The organism is Flavobacterium piscis (assembly GCF_031457575.1).
Taxonomy (GTDB): Bacteria; Bacteroidota; Bacteroidia; order Flavobacteriales; family Flavobacteriaceae; genus Flavobacterium; species Flavobacterium piscis_A.
Genome location: NZ_JAVDWQ010000015.1, coordinates 1 through 20,249, shown reverse-complemented (window position 1 = coordinate 20,249; position 20,249 = coordinate 1). Strand labels below are relative to the sequence as shown.

At 36.5% G+C, this 20,249-nt stretch carries 8 protein-coding genes and 1 pseudogene; all 9 read right to left on the bottom strand.

Going from position 1 to position 20,249, the window contains the following annotated elements; translation table 11 throughout:
* Positions 1-17: 17 nt before the first annotated feature.
* A complete protein-coding gene (locus J2W48_RS18020; RefSeq protein ID WP_310283091.1) occupies positions 18-2,729 on the bottom strand; it encodes a T9SS type A sorting domain-containing protein in 2,712 nt (903 codons plus the stop codon).
* Positions 2,730-2,789: 60 nt separating this feature from the next.
* Positions 2,790-5,315, bottom strand: a complete 2,526-nt coding sequence (locus tag J2W48_RS18015) for a glycosyl hydrolase 115 family protein (protein WP_310283090.1) — start codon at positions 5,313-5,315, stop codon at positions 2,790-2,792.
* Positions 5,316-5,355: 40 nt separating this feature from the next.
* Complete coding sequence (locus J2W48_RS18010; protein WP_310283089.1) at positions 5,356-8,079, bottom strand: alpha/beta hydrolase-fold protein; 2,724 nt, start codon at positions 8,077-8,079, stop codon at positions 5,356-5,358.
* Between the two features lie 75 nt (positions 8,080-8,154).
* Positions 8,155-9,396: an SGNH/GDSL hydrolase family protein gene (locus J2W48_RS18005; protein ID WP_310283088.1), complete on the bottom strand. Its 1,242-nt coding sequence runs from the start codon at positions 9,394-9,396 to the stop codon at positions 8,155-8,157.
* A 36-nt stretch (positions 9,397-9,432) separates the two neighbouring features.
* Complete coding sequence (locus J2W48_RS18000; protein WP_310283087.1) at positions 9,433-12,393, bottom strand: glycosyl hydrolase 115 family protein; 2,961 nt, start codon at positions 12,391-12,393, stop codon at positions 9,433-9,435.
* Positions 12,394-12,491: 98 nt separating this feature from the next.
* Positions 12,492-14,225, bottom strand: a complete 1,734-nt coding sequence (locus J2W48_RS17995) for a glycoside hydrolase family 43 protein (protein WP_310283086.1) — start codon at positions 14,223-14,225, stop codon at positions 12,492-12,494.
* Positions 14,226-14,525: 300 nt separating this feature from the next.
* The gene (locus J2W48_RS17990) at positions 14,526-16,475 is read right to left on the bottom strand and encodes a RagB/SusD family nutrient uptake outer membrane protein (protein WP_310283085.1); all 1,950 of its coding nucleotides are present in this window, start codon (positions 16,473-16,475) and stop codon (positions 14,526-14,528) included.
* A gap of 12 nt (positions 16,476-16,487) precedes the next feature.
* Positions 16,488-19,577 (bottom strand): SusC/RagA family TonB-linked outer membrane protein, encoded by a 3,090-nt coding sequence (locus J2W48_RS17985; RefSeq protein ID WP_310283084.1) that lies wholly within the window; start codon positions 19,575-19,577, stop codon positions 16,488-16,490.
* Positions 19,578-20,078: 501 nt separating this feature from the next.
* Positions 20,079-20,249: pseudogene (locus J2W48_RS17980) on the bottom strand (fructose-6-phosphate aldolase); the annotation flags it as partial.

The window sequence follows — 20,249 nt, the reverse complement described above, 5'->3', positions numbered from 1 at the left end:
TTAACTGAAATTTAATCTTATTTTTTTACAAATTTTCTACTAACTTTAGATTTATCGTTAGTTCCATTAATAATATAAACTCCTGCAGGCAGTGATTCTATTCTTATTCTGGTATTGCCGTTTTTCAAGGTCCCTGAATTCATTAAAGTCCCCTGAACATTAAAAATTTTATAATCAAAATCAGAAGTCATATTATCAACATAAATTTCCTCTAATGCAGGATTTGGGTATAATTTGAAACTAACTTCATCTAATTCATTTTGAACCGTACTTAATGTCGTAAATTCCAACGGAAGCATAGCTGCATTGTATCCGCTTTTTTCACTTAAGTAAAAACGGAATGATGAAATTACAGCTTCACTTCCTACCGTTACAGGATAAAATGCCGTAACATTATTTACGGTCTTCAATGTGTAGCTTCCCACAGGCGCTTTAACACCAATATAAACCGGATTCATTTGATCAACTGTTAAGGCTTTTGGTGTGGAAACAGTTCCGCTGCCACTGAAAACAAATGTTCCTGTACCACTCAATAAAACAGGCGTATTCGCCGGAATTAGATCTTCAATTTTATTACAGGTTATTTTAGTTGATGAAGGCTGCATCGTGTTAGCAGTTACACCTTGGGGAATACTGGCTTCAAATGGAAGAACTAAAACGTCATAATCTGTGATAGTTTTGGTAAAAGTTACAGCTGTAGCTGAAAAATCAAAAGGAACATTAAAATCGCCTCCCTTATCAACAAGTTTTAAATTACTACACGTTGTTCCGGATATTACATTGTCAGCAGTGCTATTACCAGTTACATAAAAAATACTGTTTTTATTTGCTGATTTAGTGTGCCAATCGGGAGAAGAACTGATACCAGTGGTGTTTCTAAAATCTAAAGATACATAGTTGGGACTTTCAAGTGCATCCATCAAAAGGCTGTCGTCATCTGAATATATTCCTCCAAATTCTGCTGCTTTTTCGTCAGCAATATTAAAATATACATCACCCAAATTTAAAGTAAGTACGGAACTGTAATTAGAATTTCGCAAGCCAATAATTCCAGTACATCCATCTGTAAGAACGGATTTAGAAATATCAAATGTCAAATCAAATTCAACACCGGTAGGGAAATTAAATTTTCCATAATTTTTAGATTTTACTTCGCCATTGTCATTAATATAATACAGTGTTGTATTATCAGTATTGGCCTGGTTTGCAGTAGTAAAACTTTTAACATGCATTACAAATTTATTGTAACGGTTATCTAATTTCAAATATCCGTTAGAACCGTCCATATTGGTACTTATCAAAGGATTTGCGTTTGCAAATGTTACTGTTTTGCCGCTAATTTGGTAAGCTGTTCCAAATGCAGGATTTGTCACGGCCTGATTTTCAATTTTAGCATAATGAACTTCTTTGCTGGTCATTTGTGAGGGTACTCTTTCCTTGTTCTTGTCAAATATGAAAGTAATAATACTAGAAGGGTCAATACTTACTACCGGACGAAATGTTTCTGCGAAACTTGTCGCAGTAGTTTGCATATCAATACTTTGACTGGTAATTGTTTTAGTTCCTTTTACAGTATAAAATGGCAAATCTACAGTCAGATTATACGTGTTTTGTGATGGATTAATTACGGTAAGAACAATTTTATCACCGGCATCATTTATGTATGAAGAGCCTTTAAGCTGTGCAGAAGCATCACTCCATGTTGATTCTATGCGTGTTGTACCTGTAGTGAATTTTGAATATTGCGAAAGTATATGTCCTCTTTTGGTAATTTCTCCAGCTACTGTTCCGTTTGATCCATCACCCATCATAGCATAATATCGCTTTGTGGCGTAGTGAATCCAAGCATTGACATTTCCTAACATCGCATCATTGACACTGTTTGCAAAACTAAATGCATCAATTCCCCAATTAAAATCACGAACAATACCTCCGGAATTCCAGTTAATAAGATATTCTGTCATCCATATCTCCTTATTATAATTCTGAAATTCCTTGTATTTGGACTGAATTCCACCATACTGATGAACGCCGTAAACTTCAAAATTCTGCATGACATCTGCATCCAAAAAAGCATTTGAAAAAGCATCTGAATAACCCACACTTTCCGGCGCAATAACTTTACAATTAATAAGATGCCCGTAATTTTTAACAAAGCCAGCAATTTGTGCAGGTGTCCATATACAGCCCTGATAGGTTGCCATTTCATCAGGCTCATTTTGAATTGAAATATAATCGAGCTCTACTCCATTATCACGAAGATAGGTGACATACCGATTAAGATACAAAGCATAATCCTCATAATGCTCTTCTTTGAGGTAGCCAATTTGCTTAACTCCGTTTTCATCGGTAAAAACTGCAACTTCACTGTTGTTCGTTTTCCATTCTGCCGGCATTGTCCAGGGGCTTGCAAAAATCTTTAATCCTAGGTCATTTTTAGCCAATTTTGCGGTTGCAAGCGTTGAGGGCCAGTTACTCTCTCCCGGAATATAAAGGCGCATAATGTTATAACCGGCTTGACTGTTTGTTCCCCACATTTTTTTGATTTCGTCAGGAGACATGTAATCGTAGCCAAATTGGGGGCTGCATACAAAACCTCCAAAACCTGTAACTTTTTGATATGTTTTATTTTTATCGATTTGTACTTTTGCATTCTGTGCATTTAACTGAGCAGATGACACAAATAAAACGGCAAATAATATTGAACTTAATTGGTATAATTTTTTCATATTCTTTCCTATTGTTGGTTAGTAAAATTTAATAAATCAAAAAAACATAACATTCAGGATTTACTCTGCAATCCTGTCACTTTCCGGCGGACCGAGATAAGATGGTTTTAATCCTCCGGTATTGATTACAATCTTCTGCAGCACAATACCAGCATCTAAAACGCGAAAACGTAAAACATGCTTCCCTGCTTTCGAAATAGTATGTTTTGTATTAGAATGTATCAAATGTTCTGCCTGCCATCTTCCTAATTCGCCACGATAATGTCCGTTGAAATTTATGGTTTGTGGTTTTTCTCCATCGAAAGAAACTTCATAACGAAGCCCCTTGTTGCTGTTAAAATTAAGCGTTGGAGCCAAAAGCAGTTCTACATTAAACTCTCCTGTTGAAGCAAAATCAATTTCATATTCAACAAAAACATTCTCTGTTTGAGATGGGTATTTATTTTGTGGAAAAGTGGTGATACCGCTTTTTGTTTTTCCAAAATCAGGAATTACTTCCCAGTGAATATTGTCTGAATTGTTTACTTTAGAAAAATGTTCTGCCTCAATAGAAACGTACCCATCCTTTTCTACAAATACATTCGAAACTATCATATCTTTTTCTGACACATAAGTAACTTCAGGAAGGATATTTTTCGGAGTATCGTGCCAGGCTTTATATCCAATTCTCATCTGATCCATGATGTGCGTCCATTTTCCTCCAGAAATTTCATTATTGTACTTATGTTGAAGAACAGAATCCCTTGCGAAATTGCTTTTCACCTGATCTGCAAAAGCATTAGCCAGAATGTTTTTCTCTGCTGCCAGTTTTCTGTTATTGGCTTGTGCAAAATACATTTCGTAAAGATTGCTGCAGGCATCTATTGGATATAAAACCAATTGAAAATAAGCATCCTGATATTCTTTTGGAATCTCATTGTAAATTCGATACGCGTCCAATGCCAGATTTTTATAGTCATTCACGACGGTTTCAAATTCATTGTAATTCTCCAGGCTGTAGGTTTTGCTGTCGAGCATTTCGGGAGTGACACGTCTATTAAATTTTGGATAGGTATTTAATAATCTTGCGATTTCTTTGGCATGTTTTGTTCCGAATTGATCGGCTGCCCATTTTTCGGTAAATTCAAAAAGGTTTTGAGAATTGAACTTTTTAGGATTCCATGCCATATCTAAAAAGAAACTGATCGGAAATTCCATTGGTTTTAAATCTCCAACATTTACAATCCAGACTTTATCAACGCCATGTTCGTAACTCAAATTCATTTGTTCCCAAACTCTTTGTATCGGACTTATATTGATCCATTTTGAATTTCTTGGCCCTCCTACGTAATCAAAATGATAATACATTCCATATCCGCCTTTGTGCAAAGGTTTTGTAAGGTCTGGAAGTTTGCGCACATTTCCCCAGTTGTCATCGCAGAAAAGCAAAATAACATCATCCGGAACACGCATTCCCTGATCATAATAATCCTGAACTTCTTTATACAACGCCCAAACCTGAGGTGTTTTTTCAAGTTTTTTTTGCGTTACATCTGCAATAATTTTGCGCTGTTCTTTTACGATATTTTCCAGCAGACTTATATTGGTTCCTTCGCTCATTGCCTCATCACCGTCTCCGCGCATTCCAACAGTAACGAGCTTTTCCCAATTTTTGCTGCGTTCTAATCCGCTTTTCCAGAATTCATCGAGAACGGTTTTATTTTTAGCATAATCCCAAACATTCGGGAGATTGTTTTTTTTAATATACCGATGCCAGTCGGTTTGCGCCAAAGCCATTGGTTCGTGGTGCGATGTCCCGATGACAATTCCCATTTCGTTGGCAAGTGGCCCGCTGGCGGAATCGTCGTCATAAAAAGCATTTCCCCACATGGCCGGCCAGATGTAATTGGCTTTTAGCCGAAGCAGTAATTCAAAAACTTTTTCGTAAAACTTACTGTTAAATCCGCCAAATGTGGCTTTCGACCAGCCGCTTAATGCCGGGGCTTCGTCATTGATAAAAATTCCTCTGTATTTCACGGCAGGTTCTCCATCTGTATAATTTCCTTTCACAAAATACAAATTCTCTTTTTTCTCTACAGGCACATCAGCCCAGTAATACCAAGGAGAAACTCCAATTTGTTTCGATACTTCGTAAATTCCGTAAATAGTTCCGCGTTTGTCACTTCCGGCAATTACGATGGCTTCTCCTACTCCGCTAAATGGATTTTTAATGTTTTGAATAATAAACTTTTCATTTTTGCCTTTGAGCTGTTTACCGTCGATTTTATTTGCTTTTACTAAATCATCAATTACAGAATTGGTTCCGATTGTTCCAATGATAATCAGTGGCGATGAAGCATTTGGTTTTTGATTAAAAATGGCAGGTTTCTCTCCCGTAACTTTTTCAAAGTCAGTCTGTAAATTACTAATAGCACGCAAAACACCGGCATCAGTTCCGTTACTTACAAGAAAGGATAAGTGTGTAGATTTCTCTTTCAGTACAATAACATTTTCTCCTTTTTGAGTTGCAATAAACGACTGCGCTTTTAAAAAAGTACAACTAAAAACAATAATAAGTGTTAGGATATATTTTGAGAATCTATTCATGAGCTTTATTATTATGCAATTCAATTACTATTTTAAATCTTTATTTATGCTGAAACAATAATGGCGCAAACTTATATAAATCGTGTCTCCAGACTGGCCATGTATGTCCGCCTGGGTATTCGCTGTATTTATATTTGATTCCGAGCTGGTCGAACTTTTTCATCATTATTTTGCAATTTTCATAAGCGATATCTTCTTTGCCTCCCATTGAAATCCAAAATTCCTTGATGTTCGCATTAATCGTCTCGGCATTATTTTTCATAAACTCGTATTGCGGCTCTGACAAAGTGGTATTATTAGCCCACCAGCCCGAACTGAATACGCCGATATAAGAAAACAAATCAGAATTTTTAACACCTGCATAAAGGGTTTGCAAACCTCCCATTGATAATCCGGCCAAAGCTTTGTTTTTCGCATCTTTTGAAACTTTAAAATTGCTTTCTACAAATGGTATTACCCCGGTTTTTAATTCATTTTCAAAAGCTTTTAATGCATTTTCATTAAAACCTGCCACTCCGCCTGTATTGCCCATATTGCCGTCAAGCATTGCGATTACCATTGGTTTTGCTTTGTTTTCGGCTATTAAATTGTCTAAAATTAGATTTGCTTTTCCCTGAGTTGTCCAGCCGGTCTGGTCTTCACCTCCGCCATGCAGGAGATATAAAACCGGATATTTCTCTGTTGAATTTTCATAACCTGATGGCGTATACACGTACATTTCACGCCATGAATTGGTTGCTTTTGATAAGTATTTTTTGATTCTGATATCGCCATGCGGAACGTCTTTTAAATCATAGAAATCGCCTTCTTTATTCGGAATTTCAATACCGCTTGCCATTCGTCCCATACCGTAAAATGTCTGACTTGACGGATCTGCAACTGCAACGCCATCAATAAGCAGGGAATAATAATTAAACCCTTTATTGACAACATCAGTAGTTACTGTCCATAATCCTTCTGCATCTCTTGTCATATCGTATTTTTTGCCTAAGTCGATTTGTACTTTTGAAGCTTCGGGAGCGTTGACTTTAAAAATCACCTTGTTATCAGGTAATATTTGAGGGTATTTTGCATTACGAATATTGGTTGGTGCAGGATTGCCTAAAATCGTATAAGCCGCAAAATTGGACTGATCGACAGGTTTAAATAAAAACTGAGAAAACATATATAATCCGTTTTTCCAAACTTTAAAATCATGGACTCCCGGCTCGATATAATAGATATGAGCCACATCATTTTTATATAAATAATCGTGCGTTCGCTTACTGTTTTCGATAAGCCAGTCATTATCTCCGCAGGAAATCCAGAGTAGTTTTAATTTCTTTTTTGCTGTTTCCGGATTCGGAAGCAATTCTTCCGGTGCTTTAGTATTGGGAGCTGCTGAAAAAGCACCAACCCAGGCAAATTTATCTAAATTCCCTAATCCGAAATTCAACGATTGTCCGCCACCCATCGATAATCCGGCGATTGCACGGTGTTCTCTGTCCTTAAAAGTTGGATATTTTTTTTCGATAAACGGAATCAGATCGTTTAATAAGTCTTTTTCGAAAGTAGCAAAGGCCTGAACTTTATCAGGAGCCATTATATTGCCGGTCGCACTATCGTCTTTCATTGCTCTGCCGTTTGGCATTACCACAATCATTGGTTCTAATTTTCCTTCGGCATATAAATTGTCTAATATAATTTGCGGATTTGCTCCGTTGAGCCATTCTTTTTCATCACCGCCTATTCCGTGTAAAAGATACAGTACAGGATATTTTTTCTTTTTATTGAATCCCGGAGGCGTATAAATGGTTGCTTTTCTTACAGCACCAACCGTTTTAGATTCATAAGGAATCGTTTCTATTTTTCCTGTCGAAATACTGGTATTTAATACATCAAAACCAAGAGGCGCCTGCACTATAAAAGGTGATTTTCCGTCAGAAAATTTATACCCCAGTAACGAAAGCATTTTATCGGCATACCGTCTTCCTAAGTCTCTGTAGCCTGCAGCGTTAAAATGTAAAAAGTCAGGTTCTGCTGTACATCCTTTAGATGAAATAACATAGGAATTCGGAATCGTTTTAGGTAATGTTGCAATAATTTTATTCATGCTGCCACATTTACCGTTCTGGTCTTCGTTTACGGTTTCTCCCGAAAGCAACGGTACTTTTTTCGGATCCAGATTTAAATCTTTTATTAAATTATCATAAACGATTTTTACTTTTTTTGGCCAAAGTGTATCTCCGGTATTCGATTCGCCCTGATGTAGTAAAATACCTTTAATGACACCTTTTTTCTGTGCTATTTTTGCTAGTTCTACCAATCTCGCATACGGATTTCCGTCGTATTCCTTTAGCATGCCTTTCATCCAGTCTGGCGCTGTGGCGACATATTCTGCTGTTTTGTCTTTGTCAAAAAGTTCAATTTTGCATCCTCCAACGGCTATATTGATTACGCCTACTTTTACATTTTTAGGCAGATTGGCTACAAGGTTTCTTCCAAAATAATCAACCGGTGTTAGTCCGGTATTACAACGGCACAATGGCGGAATGGCGGTATACCAATTTCCCTTTTCACGTTTGAGGTCAGGACAATTGACTGCCTGTAAAACCTGAAACCGATCATCAACCCCCTCTTTGTCCTGCGGTTCTATTTTGGCATATCCTTCCATATTTGACTGTCCAAAACTCAGATAAACATGAAAATTGGGATCTTGGGAATACCCTTTTTGTGCTATTGAAAAAAGAACCGTAAATGCGAAAAACCTAAGTATTGATTTCATTGTAGCTATATTTTTATTATCAAAAAATCATTTAAATCTGGAATTTAAATTGGTAAGCAATTGAAAGAAAAGCAATTATTCAAATAAATTAAGATCTATTATTTCTCCCATTTTAAGATAACCCGCTTCGTTTGGATGCAAAAAATCACCGTCATGCAGGTTGGATAAAATTGTTTTTGAACCTTCTTCTGCAACCATGGCTTTGTCAAAATCAATTACAGCATCAAAAGCTTTACTATTTCTAATCCACGCATTTACAATATCCCGGGCTTCTTGTTTGTGAGGAGCATCGTAAAATGATTTTTGAAAAGGCAAAATGGTACAGCCGTACACTTTAATTCCTTTTGCATGTGCTTTATCTATCATAATTTTATACGCTTCAATAAGTTCTTGTGCCCTGATAGGCGCATCTTCAGGATTTTTAATTCCGCCAATATCGTTGATGCCTTCCAGGATTACGAGCCATTTTGTACCTTTTTGAGATAACACATCCCTGTCAAAACGATCCAATGCCGTTGGCCCTAATCCGCCTTTAATGACACAGTTCCCTCCAATTCCTAAATTTAAAACACCTATTTTTTCGGTTTTTTTATTGGCTAATAATCGTGCCGATAAAATATCTGTCCATCGATTTTGCTTGTTAGTTCCTGATCCTCGGCCGTCTGTAATGGAATTTCCCAAACAAACTATATTCGCAGAAGTTTTATCAGCAACTACATCCAATCCCATAATCGAATACCAGTGATCTGTTTTTATGGCACCATCAAAGTCTGCATTTTGAAGCTGATCACCCTGAAGAATATAAGAAGTGGTTCGTGAACCGGGATGTCCTGATGTTTTTTGAGAAGTAGCACCATAATGAATTGTAATGGCTACAAGCTGGCCTGGCTTTAAATCAAAATCAAAGGCATCTGAAAATACTTCCTGCTCCGGATTCATAGTTATTCCCGGGTTTCCATTAAAACTTACTGTTTTTTGAGTTCCTGCATCAATACCCGGAGCAGCAACTACATTTGCTACACTTACCGATTTCAAAACTGTTGGCTGGTCACTGAATATATTAGAAAAACGCAGTCTTAGTTGCTTACCTCCTATTGAAACCCTGATAATTTGCCTAAGCGTATTATCTGTAAGGCCTGGATCCGGAGGCATATTATGAGGTTCTACTAACATTTGTGCCGTAGCCCAGGTTCCTGCCCAGCTCTCTGTATTTGATCTGTCTGCTTCTTTTATAGATGTCTGATTGGACTTACAGCCCACAACCAATAAGATGAGAGGTATGAAGAACAATAACCATTTGAAATCTTGCTTTTGCATATTTATTTTTTTAAGATTGAAAACTAGTTTAATCAATTATTTTCCATTAAACTGAATTGGAACAGCTCCAAAATAACTCGGGTATTTATTATTGGGATTGACCACAATTTTTTCAAGTACGATTTCCGGATCAATCATAAAAACCTTTAAGGTATGTATTCCAGATTCGTTTGTTTCCAGATCAACATCCAGCCATCGCAAATTATCAAAAACCTCATTTCGGCGTAACTTACCATTACCGATAAAATCAATGTCCTTACTTAATTCAGGTAGTGGTTTTAATACTTTTGAATGTGCAAGATTTACAGCGGTGTATTCACCAAAGGTATCTACCAGCCCTTTGCGCGCATCAATAATTTTTGGTGTCTGATTATCCAGTGCCACTGCAATTCTCAGTCCTCTCTGAGGGTTAATATCCTGAACAGGGAGAATACCCAAACAAAATTTTACCTTCCCTTTTTTGGAAAGAAAAATTTTATATTCTAATTGAGGAGCTGATTCGATACCCGCACTTGGGGCGTTTACCGGATCAATTCCCATGCCGGCATCTGACCTGCCTAGATCTGGCAAAGCAACCCACTTGGCAGAATCTCCCGGTATATTTGCATTGTATTTATCTGAAGGTATGGAAAACTCTCCTGTTAAACTTCCAAAATATGGCTCATTAATTTTTGGTAATGCTGTTTTCACAGCAGTAATATGTACCGGCACTGTTTTTTTTCCTTGCCTTATTTCAATTTTTGCCTCAAAGGTCCCCTCTGTCAAAGCGTCCCAATCTATGCTTACATCAATACGACTTTCTTTTTTAACAACATCTTTATACTTGCTCAATTTAACCCATGGCTTATCTGCTTTAGCTTCAAATTCAAAAGTTCCGATACCGCGGTTAAACACATCAATGTAATAACTTGATTTAGCCAATCCATCAAACAATGGCAATGTTGCTTTTTCTGCTGAGTCAGGCCAGGACAATTCACTGCCTTCAATTGCCACTCCCATAGTAGCTTTTGGGAATGGTTTGATTTCTTTCATCTCAGGCAGTGTGTTTTCTTTGGGCATTGACCACATTTTATAACCTATATGAACATCACTCATCATATTTTTCCACTTTCCTTCTGCCATTACATCATTATAATATGCACTCCATTTCTTATCTTCTTCAAAGAGCTCATGAGCACGTTTATAATAATCATTTGCACTTACTCTGCCTTGTTTTGCATATAGATTATTTTTATCGGCTGCAAGATAAATTTCAGCTACACCAGCAGACGCTTTTACAGGGTATAATACTAATTGGTAATAAGCATCCTGATATTCTGGCGGTATTTTAGATTGCAGTTGTTGAGCTTTTTCAACAACCTCTTTCCATAACAGCAATACCCGATCAGATTCGTGGTGATTTACAATACTAAAAATATTGGAAACCTGTGCTTCGGGTTTGCGCCAAAGATTGTATTTTGAATATTTTGAAACTATATCAGCTATTTCATCAGCATGTTCTTTTCCGAATATTCTTTCGGCCCAATCCACCGTATAATTCCATACTTTATCAGCATGAATTGCATCGGGATTCCATGCAAAACGCATAATAAAATCTATAGGAAGCTCTTTAGGTTTAAGATCCCCTACATTAACAATCCATATTTTATCTATACCCGACTTATAGGCTAAATTAAACTGTTGGTGTAATTTTGGTATGGTGGTAGTGTTGATCCAACGGTCATTCCAGGGACCTCCGTTCATATCGATATGATAATACATTCCAGCTCCTCCTTTTCTATTCTTTTCTTTTTCCGGCAGGGTACGGCGGATATATCCCCAATTATTATCACAAAACAAAAGCGTTACATCATCAGGCACTGTTAATCCTGCATCATAATAGCGCTGTACTTCTGTAAAGATTGCCCAGACCTGAGGGTGGTTTTCAGGACTATCTTTATATACTTTTTGAATAATTTCACGCTGTCCTTTAATAACATCCTGCAATGTTTTGATGTTTTCTAAATCATTACCTTCCCCCATTGCCACATCTCCTTCTCCCCGCATGCCGATTGAAATGAGATTGTCAAAATTTTTATTGCGCTGCAGTCCTTCTAAAAAAAATTGATTAATATTTTCTTTATTGGTTGCATAATTCCATTCCCCAATTTCCTTTTTTCTTTCCGTATATTCCTTTTGTGAACGCATCATGGGCTCATGATGAGAAGTTCCCATCACTATTCCATATTCATCGGCAATTACAGGGTTAAGAGGGTCGTCTTCATTAAACGATTTTCCCCACATTGCAGGCCATAAATAGTTGGCTTTTAAGCGTAATAGCAATTCGAAAATATTCGCGTACATTTTCGAATTGATTCCACCATAAGCAGCTCTTGCCCATTGCCCGAATGAAGGTTCTTCATCGTTGATAAATATGCCGCGGTATTTTACTTTTGGCGAATCCTGAATATATCTGCCTTGTTTTACATAAACCTCTCTTGCTTTTTTAATGGGAACATCAGCCCAAAAGTACCAGGGAGAAACGCCTATTTTTTCTGAAATGTCATATATTCCGTAAATGGTTCCTCGTTTGTCACTTCCTGCTACTATTAACTGCCCATCAACTGTCTGGATTAAAAAGGATTCCCAATGTCCTTTTATTGTTGAAACATCTATTTTTTTTGCTGCAATTAATTTATCAATGATACGGCTTTTACCTATAGTTCCGATTACGATAGCATTTTTTGAAGGCTTAGTATTTTCAAAAACTGGTGAAGCTATACCTGTTACTTTCCGAATATCTTCACCTAAATCTTTTCCTGCACGAATAACACCTTTCCAGTCATTTGGATCAATGTAAATGGAGGCACGGATACCATTAGCAGCTATATTAAAAGCCCCGGTCTCCATTTTATTTACAACATACTGGGGTGGTGTCTGCTGTTCAGGCGTTTTAATTGACTGACCAAACACATTTCCTGCTACAAAAAGCAGTACCTGCAGTGTATAAATTTTCAATTTAAATCGAATCATTGGGAAATTATTTATTGATTAGTAAGAATTAAAGCCAGTTGCTTCTGCACTAAAATTACATTTCATAATCCTAAAAAATATTTTTATTCTGTTCGAGCATCATTTGCAGCTGTAGCATATAGACCTACCAATGCACCTGTAAAACCTCCAGCCAAATTTGTTGAAAGTATATCTCCTGAAACGCTACCTCCTAAGTTTTTAAAATCAGTACCATTTAGAGCATAACTAAATTCATAACTGTCTCCAGTTGCTTTTACCTGCAGACGAATTGGCTTTTTGATTTCAATTTTAGTGCTTGCGATTATTTTCGATTGTCCTTTTTCTGTTCTTTCTAACAATATATAGGTATCCTTTCCCTTCTTTGTCACTCCAAAAACATAATTAAAACGCTCGTTTTGTAAACACACAATTCCTGCAAGATCCTTTTCAGATTCGGGTTTATAATCTATTGTTGTGGCAAAAGAAAAGGTATTGTGCATTTGTCTGTAAAAAAGTGTCGAAGTAGGTTTTAATTCTTTAATATTCACTTCAAACGGATTAATCTGGAGTCCTTTTTTAGTTACCGAAATAAATTTTTCACGCGGACCTCTCAGTCCTATCCATCTGTAATCTAATCTATCCGAAGTAAAATTTTCGGTAAACGTAAAATTGCCATTTGGGAAAAATCCGTCTTTACCTGTTTTGTTTTCAGTAACGCCTTTTGGCATTTTAATTTTTGGTTCTAAAGGCACTAACCCGTTTTCAAAAACCGGAAAAGTTCCTGACCAGTCTACCGGAAGCATAAAAGTTTCACGCCCTGTATTTACCCTGTCTTTATCATTTGGGCGAACGCCTAGAAACACACCGTAATATTTATTATCAGGTCCAAGGACTAAATCGGCATGTCCCGCCCAGTCTACTTTATCTTTTCTGTTTTGCGGAAAATATCTTTGGGTAAGAATCGGGTTATTTGATGCTGGTTTAAAAGGTCCTTTTGGACTGTCACTAATAAAAATAACTTCACTGTGATTTCCTCCCGTGCCACCTTCGGCACACATTAAATAATAATGACCGTCTTTTTTATATAAATGAGGCGCTTCAATCCAGATTGGCTTTTTAGAAAGATCTACACCGCCATCTACAATAATTTTATCCGTTCCCGGAATTACCTGATCTTTTTCCAGATCGTATTCCCAGACTTTAATGACACGATGGCCTTCATATAATTCCTTTCCCTTATCGGGAGCGTCGTTGTGAACTACATAGCCTTTTCCGTTATCATCAAAAAATATACAAGGATCTATTCCGTCAAAAGCTAATTTTATCGGACTGCCCCAGCCTTTCATAGGATCTTTTGTTTTGACTATAATATTGCCCAGACCTCCTGAAAATGCAGTCACAATCATATAGAAAGTATCATTATGAGGATTATAGGTTATTCCCGGAGCATATACACCCTGACTGATACCTGTATCATGGGGGTTAAATTCTGAAACTTTATTCAATACACCTCCAAGGTCTGTCCAATTTACTAAATCTTTAGAATGAAAAATTGGTACTCCCGGAAACATGGCAAATGACGAACAAACCATATAATAATCATCTCCCTTTCTGGTAATTGCCGGATCCGGATAACATCCCTGTAAAACGGGAGAATAAAACTCATCTGGTTTTAATGGATTATTTTTATAGATGTTATCATCCCCCTGATAAATAACATTAGAAAAAAAAGGAGGCTTTTTATTTGGTTTTCCTGGAATGCTATCCCTAACTTCTATCCCTTTAAAAGAAAAAAGAAAAATTATTGATAACAAGAAAAATAGTTGTTGCTTCTTCATTGTAATTGTTTTTATAACATCTATTTAAAAAATGTCATTAGTTTTAAAAATTGATTTTCAATCCCGAAGTACTTTCTAAAATTTTATGATAATTATACATTAGCATCCATATTTATCATAAAATGTTTTCAAAATTTAAACTATAAATGAATTCAAATTTTCTTAGGTTAATTCAGAATTTAAAAGCCGAGGGAATCATCCCCCGGCTTCAAACTTAAGCAAACTTACACAACCAACTTATAAGCTATTCTGTAAAATTAACACTTATAATTACGGTTAAATTTGCTCATAATCCATCAATTAGTTATATCCCGGATTCTGATATTCTGCTTTTTCAGCAGCACTCATTTCCATTAAATCTATCTGCCCCTGAGGTATTGGACGCAGATAGTGATAAGGTTGAATAGTTCTGGTAACAACTTGTGGTGTATGATCACCGTAATTTGATCCGCCAATTGAATATTTACCCGCAAGCTCATTCCATTTTTGAGTTCTTACTAAGTCATACCAACGGTACCCTTCACCATAATATTCTCTTGAACGCTCAGCAAGAATATAATTAATGTCAATTACTGCAGGTGTTGTACTTGTCAACAAAGCACTATTGTCTACATTCTTTGCTACTTTACCGTTATTATCCCAACGCCATTTTCCGGCACGGCCACGAATTACATTTATAAGGCTTCTGGCAGTCATAGAACCAGTTGCTCCTTTTACTGCAGCCTCTGCAGCCACAAAATAAAATTCTGAAAATTTAGCAACCGTGTATGGCCTTGTGCTACCAGCATTCGGCTGTCCTAATCCTCCGGCATTATCAGTACGGTATGGCCCCAATTTCCATAAGCCCGGATATACAATTCTGCTTATTCCTTGTGGAGAAATTACATAATCAGCTCTTCCTTGTAAAGTTCCGGCACCTACACCGCTGTCACCTGCTCCGGCAGGATATGTAATTGGTGTAGCAGGCTCGTTATTAAGAAAACTTAAAATTGCATCACCCGGACTTACCGGTAATGAATTCGCATTGTAAAGTGTAGCCACATCAGTTAGTCCGGTACCTTTTAAGTTCCAGTTTCCCCGGTAAACAGCAGTAAATGTTCCATCATATCTTGAATCATTTGTTTTATCTGCAAAAGTATTGGTGAAAACTTCGATAGGTGGTGCCATCCTTGTCCACGGACGCCCTAAAAACTGATCAGCTTCACGTTGTACAGTAGAAACTGATCCACCTGCTGCATTTTTACTTCTTATTGCTGTATAATTCCATGTACCCATCCATCCTGCAAAATTATCAGGTGAACCTCCGCTGCCAAAAGTAAGACTTGCGCCATTGTAATATTCACTTTTTTCAGTATGGTCTGCATAAAGCATTACTTCTTTGTTGCGGTCATTAGAACCTAAGTTAACATCATAATAATAATCCAACAATCCATATGTTGTTCCCGCGTTGTTAATTCCTTCTAAAGCAATATCGTAAGCTTGTTGAAAATACCATTGTGCATTATGTCCATCAGGATCTGTTCTTGGCGTATCAGGATAGGTTGGAATATTATTTGGATTTTCTAACCACCAGGCATATGTCAAATATGCTTTTGCTAAATACAAACGGGCTAACGTTTTAGTTGCCGTACCTGTTAATCTAGGCACATCAGGTAATTCATTTACAGCTATTACCAAATCCGGAAAAATCGCTCTGGTATAAACCTCTGTAACTGTATTTCGCTTAGAAGATCTCGACGGTCTATTGTTGAATTTCAGTTCGCCTGCACCCAAATCCAAAGGTACACCGCCAAAATTCTGAACTAATAAAAAATAATCAAAAGCCCTAAAAAACCTGGACTCAGCAATTAAGCTGTTTGCAACACCAACTGCTGCTCCATTTTCAATAATTCCGCTGGCAGTGTTTATATCATTATATGAATTATTCCAAACTACGTCAGCTCTGCTAGAGTTAGGATTAATAATTCCCACCCCGGATAAGTCATGATCTTTGAAATTTCCGTCAGCACTTTGTGCATAGGTATTTTCATCTGTACCGGTTTGAACAGAATTGTAATAATAGGCCTGCCCGTATATCCAGCGTAAATGAGCATAATGTGAAGTTAGTCCCTGTATTACTCCCTGTTCTGTTTTAAAATAGCCCGGTTCATAAAAGTCATGTGGCTTTTCTTCTAAAATGTCAGAGCAGCCTGCAAAGGAGAACAAAACTACTGATCCTATAATTAATTTTTTAAAAATATATCGTTTCATGGTTGTTCCTGATTAAAATGTTAAATTAAGTCCGAATAAATAATTTCTGGTTGAAGGTGTATTTGTTCCAATAACCAAAAACCTGCGTTGGTATGAATTTACTGCCTGATTTTCATCTCCAAATGAATTTGTTTCCGGATCCATTCCAGACTTTTTGTGGTAAGGAGAGAAAAGCACAAAAGGATTTTGAGCTGTAAAATAAAGTCTTAATTTTTCAATTCCTAAATCTCTCATAAACTGCTGATCTAATGTATATCCTAATGTTAATGCCCTGATTTTTACATAAGAGGCATCAAAATATCCCATTGTTGACATATATTTCGGGTTATCACCACTTCTGATACCTGCTGGATTAGGGAACTCGGCATCTCTGTTATCCGGTGTCCAGTAATCTACGTCAACATTACTTCTTCGGCCGTTAAGTAAATTAAGGTAACTTGCTCCTCCATAAAGTGTACTGATTAATACACCTCCACTTTTAAATGCTCCAACTGCAGAAAAATCAAAACCTTTATAGGTCAAATTTGTATTGAAACCTCCCTGGAAATCCGGATCAGTCTCTATGATTTGTCTGTCACTTGCATTGATTGCACGTGTTGGTGAACCATCTGGATTATAATCTCCAGTGTATTTAACCTTAATAGAACCAACAACTGTCCCTGGATCATTGATTCCGGTTGGTCCAGGTTCATATATTGACATATAAGGATCACCTTCCTGCCAGATTCCTACTTTTTCATAATCATAAATAGAATTGATATTACGACCTACAAACCAAGAGTTCCCTTCATCCCTTTGAGCTCCTGAAGCAAGTGCTACTAACTTATTTTTGTTAGCATACAGGTTAAAACCAACTGACCAGCTCAATCCGTTTGGATTATCCAGAATAACTCCGTTTAATGATATTTCGTAACCTTTATTTTCAGTTTCCCCAATGTTGGCAACATAACTGCTCACACCAGATGTTGCTGGCAAGCCTACTCTTTGCAGGACATCGTTTGTATGTGTTGTGTAATATTCGATTGTACCTGATAAACGATTATTAAAGAATCCAAAATCCAGTCCATAATTCCAGGTTGTAGAAAACTCCCATCCTAAATTCGGATTAGGCAATTCTGTAACATATACTCCTGTTGAGTTTGTGTCTCCAAAATTGTATGGTCTTGTACTTAAAGCCCCTAAAGTAGAATACGGGGTTATTGCCTGATTAGAAGTTTTACCGTATCCTGCGCGAAGTTTCAATAAATTAACCCATGAAAGTTTTTTCATAAAAGATTCATTTGAAACTGTCCATCCTGCAGAGACAGCCGGATAAGTAAACCATTTATTTCCTTCAGCCAGTCTTGATGAACCATCTGAACGGACAGTTGCTGAAATAAAATATTTATTATCATAAGAATACATAGCCCTTGCCATATAAGAACTTAGTCCCCATTGTGTATAATCCTGCTCATTAGGCCTAATAACTGCTTCTTCTTCACTCTGCCCTAAGTTGTAAAACTGAAATGCATCAGAAGTGATTCCGTTTCTTGTTATACGGGAAGTATTTCCTGTAAACTGCTCATTAGAATACAACCCTACAAAATTGATAGTGTGTTTGTCTGCAAAAGTTTTATCATAAGTCAACAGGTTCTCAATAAGCCATTGTGTAGACAATGTGTTACTGATAGCTGCATTTGAAGTCGTTGTTGGATTTACATCAAATACTCCAAATCCTTCATAATACCCGCTATTGGATGTACGCAGGTTCAATCCGGTATTCATACGATATTTTAGCCCCTCTACTCCTGGTATTTTTACCTCTGCAAAAATATTGTTATAAGAACTAAAAGCTCTGGTTTGATTAACATACGAATCTCCTAATCCTTTAATCGTATTTCTTGTATATACCCAATTTTCATCAGCTCCCATTCTAACTGTTCTTTTTAAAGATCCGTCTGGATTATATGGATTGGCCAATGGAGAAGTTCCTAATATAGTTCCTGTACCAATATTATCGCCATTAGTAACAGCATAATTACTATTAGTATTGAATCCCATACGAAAAATATTTCCGATCTGCTGATCTAAACCAGCTCTGAGAGTGAAGCGTTCATATTTTTGACCAGGCAGGACTGACTCTTCTTTATAATATCCTAAACCTGCATTATAGGCACCACGCTCTGTACCTCCGGAAACGCTCACATCATGACTAATCATTTCACCAGCTCCATAAAGCGAATCCTGCCAGTCTGTATTAGTATCCCTTGATTCATCAGGTCCATCCGGGTACAAATTTGCCCGATCACGAAGAGCTGCAAATTTAGCACCATCCATCATGTCATATTTGCCAAAAACTTGCTTGATCCCAGTAAAACCGTTATAAGTAAATGTAGCTTTTTGGTTTTTACGTCCTTTATTACTAGTGATCAATATTACTCCATTAGCTCCACGTGAACCATAAATGGCAGTTGCAGAAGCATCTTTCAAAATATCAACAGATTTAATATCAACCGGGTTAATATCGCCTATCTGACCCGCAAACGGAACCCCGTCAAGCACTACTAAAGGCTCATTATCCCCCGTAAGTGATCTGGTTCCACGTATACGAATCTGCATAGCCGCTCCTGGTTTTGACGAAGTCTGCGTCAGTTCGACCCCGGCCAATCTACCCTGCAATGCTTGTGTTATGTTGGCAGACTGCACTTCATTTAGTTCTTTTCCTCCTATAGAAGCTACAGATCCCGTTACCGCTTCTTTCCTTTGCGTTCCGTATCCAATAACAACAACTTCTTTTAAAACTGCTGAATCTTCTTCAAGGTTCACATTGATTTGGCTTTGTCCATTCACCGCTACTTCTTTGCTTTTTAAGCCTATAAAGCTAAAAACAAGTACTCCGTTTGAAGGGACATCAATAGTATAGGTACCATCAAAACCGGTACTTACACCATTCTTTGTACCTTTTAAGTTTACATTAGCTCCAGGAATAGGACCATTTGCATCAGATACTGTTCCTTTGACTTTCGTTTGCGCACCCGCATGGAGTGATAAAGCAAACATTATGATCAAAAAACAAAAGCATTTTAAATGCTTCGATTTACTTGTAACAAAATAGTTAGTCATAAAAATTGATTTAAATAATTAAAATTTGATTTTGGTTTAGTTAATAGTATTTAACAAATGTAAAAAAAAACAATTAATACACAATCGGTTGTTTGTATTTTTTTTTAAATAATCAATAGAAAATGAATAATAAAAAACATTCTATATAATTTAAATACAAAATAAATAAATAATATACATTTTGTTAATTCGTTTTAGCTTCAATCTTATTGATTTTATGCAATTCCAGATAATTCATTATAAAAATGACAATAAGATAAAATCTATGGTAAACAGTATTTTTATTGACCCTGTAAGTAATTTTTTTAAAGTAAAAAGATTGTTAAAATAGATATTTGACATAAAAAAACAACTGATTGCTTATTTAATATTAATATTATATAAAAATAGAATACAATCGGTTGTTATTAAAAACAAAAACTCCTTTCAAAATGATTAGAAAGGAGTTTAAATAATTTTTAAATTTAGATTGTGGGTAAATAAACTTAATGAATTGTCATATTACAAATTCATTTTTTTTGCGTCTTCTACAAATTGTTTCAATCCAATATCAGTCAAAGGATGTTTTAATAAGCCTTTGATAGATGATAAAGGTCCTGTCATTACATCTGATCCAACTTTTGCACAATTAACCACGTGCATGGTATGCCTGATAGAAGCAGAAAGAATTTG